Source organism: Enhygromyxa salina, from assembly GCF_000737335.2.
Lineage (GTDB): Bacteria > Myxococcota_A > Polyangia > Nannocystales > Nannocystaceae > Plesiocystis > Plesiocystis salina_C.
This window is the reverse complement of sequence record NZ_JMCC02000265.1, coordinates 1-1,611: the sequence shown is the minus strand read 5'-3', so window position 1 is coordinate 1,611 and position 1,611 is coordinate 1. Positions and strand designations below refer to the sequence as shown.

1 protein-coding gene is annotated in these 1,611 nt (G+C 72.3%); it reads right to left on the bottom strand.

All coding sequences use genetic code 11. From position 1 onward, the window contains the following. A partial coding sequence (locus DB30_RS40770) for a condensation domain-containing protein (RefSeq protein WP_240480447.1) occupies positions 1-1,611 on the bottom strand: 1,611 nt, incomplete at both ends.

Below are 1,611 nucleotides of genomic sequence, written 5' to 3'. Positions count from 1 at the left end.
TGGCGAGGGCGCCGACCCGCGCCATCAGCTCGCGGTAGCTGAGCTCGTCCTCGCCGCAGCGCACGGCGAGCTCCTCGGGCCGCGCCTGGGCCTGGCGCGCGACCAGCTCCCACACCAAGCTGTCGGCCGGATAGGACCCCGAGCGCATGGCCCCGAGCGAGGCCCGCTCGTCGGCGCTGAGCAGCTCGAGCGCCGCGATCGGCCGATCGGGATCCGCCACGGCCGCGGCCAGGAGCTGCTCGAGGTGACGACCGAAGCGAACCATGGTCTCGGCGTCGAACAGCGCGGGGTTGTACTTGAGGGTGTAGCGGCAGCCCTCGCGCTGCTCGACGATCTCGAGCGTGAGCTCGAACTCGCCCTCTTGGTGGATGCCCTCGACGGGCCCGGAGACCAGCGCGTCGGCGCCTGCTTCACGCACCCAGTTTTGAAAGTAGAAGGCCACGTTGAAGCGCGCTGCGCCCTGCCCTGGCGTCTCGCGCTCGAGCGCCTCGAACAGGGTGATCAGCGGGTAGGTGCTGTGGCTCAGGGCGTCGAGGTTGGCCGTATGGACGCGGCGCAGCAGCTTCGTGAACGGCTCCGCCCGGTCGACGCGCTCGGCGATCACGACCATGTTCATGAAGTAGCCAAGCACGTCGTCGTAGCCCCTCGGCGGGCGCCCAGCGGTTGGCGTGCCGACGGCGACTTCGTCCTGGTCGCAGTAGCGGTGGAGGAGGACCAAGAAGCCGGTCAGCATGACCGTGAACAGCGACGTCCGCTCGCGGGCTGCGAGCGCGCGCGCGTTGGCCACGAGCTGCGGACCGAGCTGAGCGTCGACGCTCGCCCCGACGAAGCTCGGCGTCGTCGGCCGCGGCCGATCGAGGGGCAGCGCCATCTGGGTCTGACGTCCGCCCAGACGCTCGAGCCAGTAGTCGCGCTGGCGCACGCCCTCCTCCCCTGCGAGCAAGTCCTGCTGCCAGCGAGCGAAGTCGGCGTAGCTGCGGGCTGGAGCGGTGCGCGGCGGCGCCTCGCCCCGGCGCAGCGCGGCGTAGCTTCGCTCGAGCTCCGCGACCAGCACCGCGATCGAGACGCCATCGAAGACCATGTGATGAAAGCTCAGCAGCAGCGCGTGGCGACCATCACCGAGGGTGTACAAGCTCGCCCGAACCTGGGGACCGTCCCCGAGCTCGAAGGGCCGGCGCAGGTCCTCGCGCATGCGCTCGCGCAGCTCGGTCTCGTCGACGACCGTGGTCAGCACGTGGTGGAAAGGCAGCTCCGGCCCGCGCAGCGTGTCGACCCGGGGACCCTCGGTGCCCACGACTACCCGCGCGCGCAGAGCCGCGTGCCGATCGACGAGGGCCTGAAGGGCGACGCGCAGGGCGAGGACGTCGAGCTCGGGATCGAGCCACAGCGCGAGGGGCAGGTTGTAGGCGTAGTTGGCGGGCGCGACCTGCTCGATGACCCATAGCGCGCGCTGGCCCTCGGTCAGCGCATGGCTGGCCTCGGCCTCGGCCTCACCCGCTCGCGGGCGGAGGACCTCGGCGGCGACCGCCGCGAGGGCCCCACGCGACGCGTGGACGGGCGCGGCTGCGGGCGCGGGCGCCTTTGCGGGCGCGGGCGCCTTGGCGGGCGCGG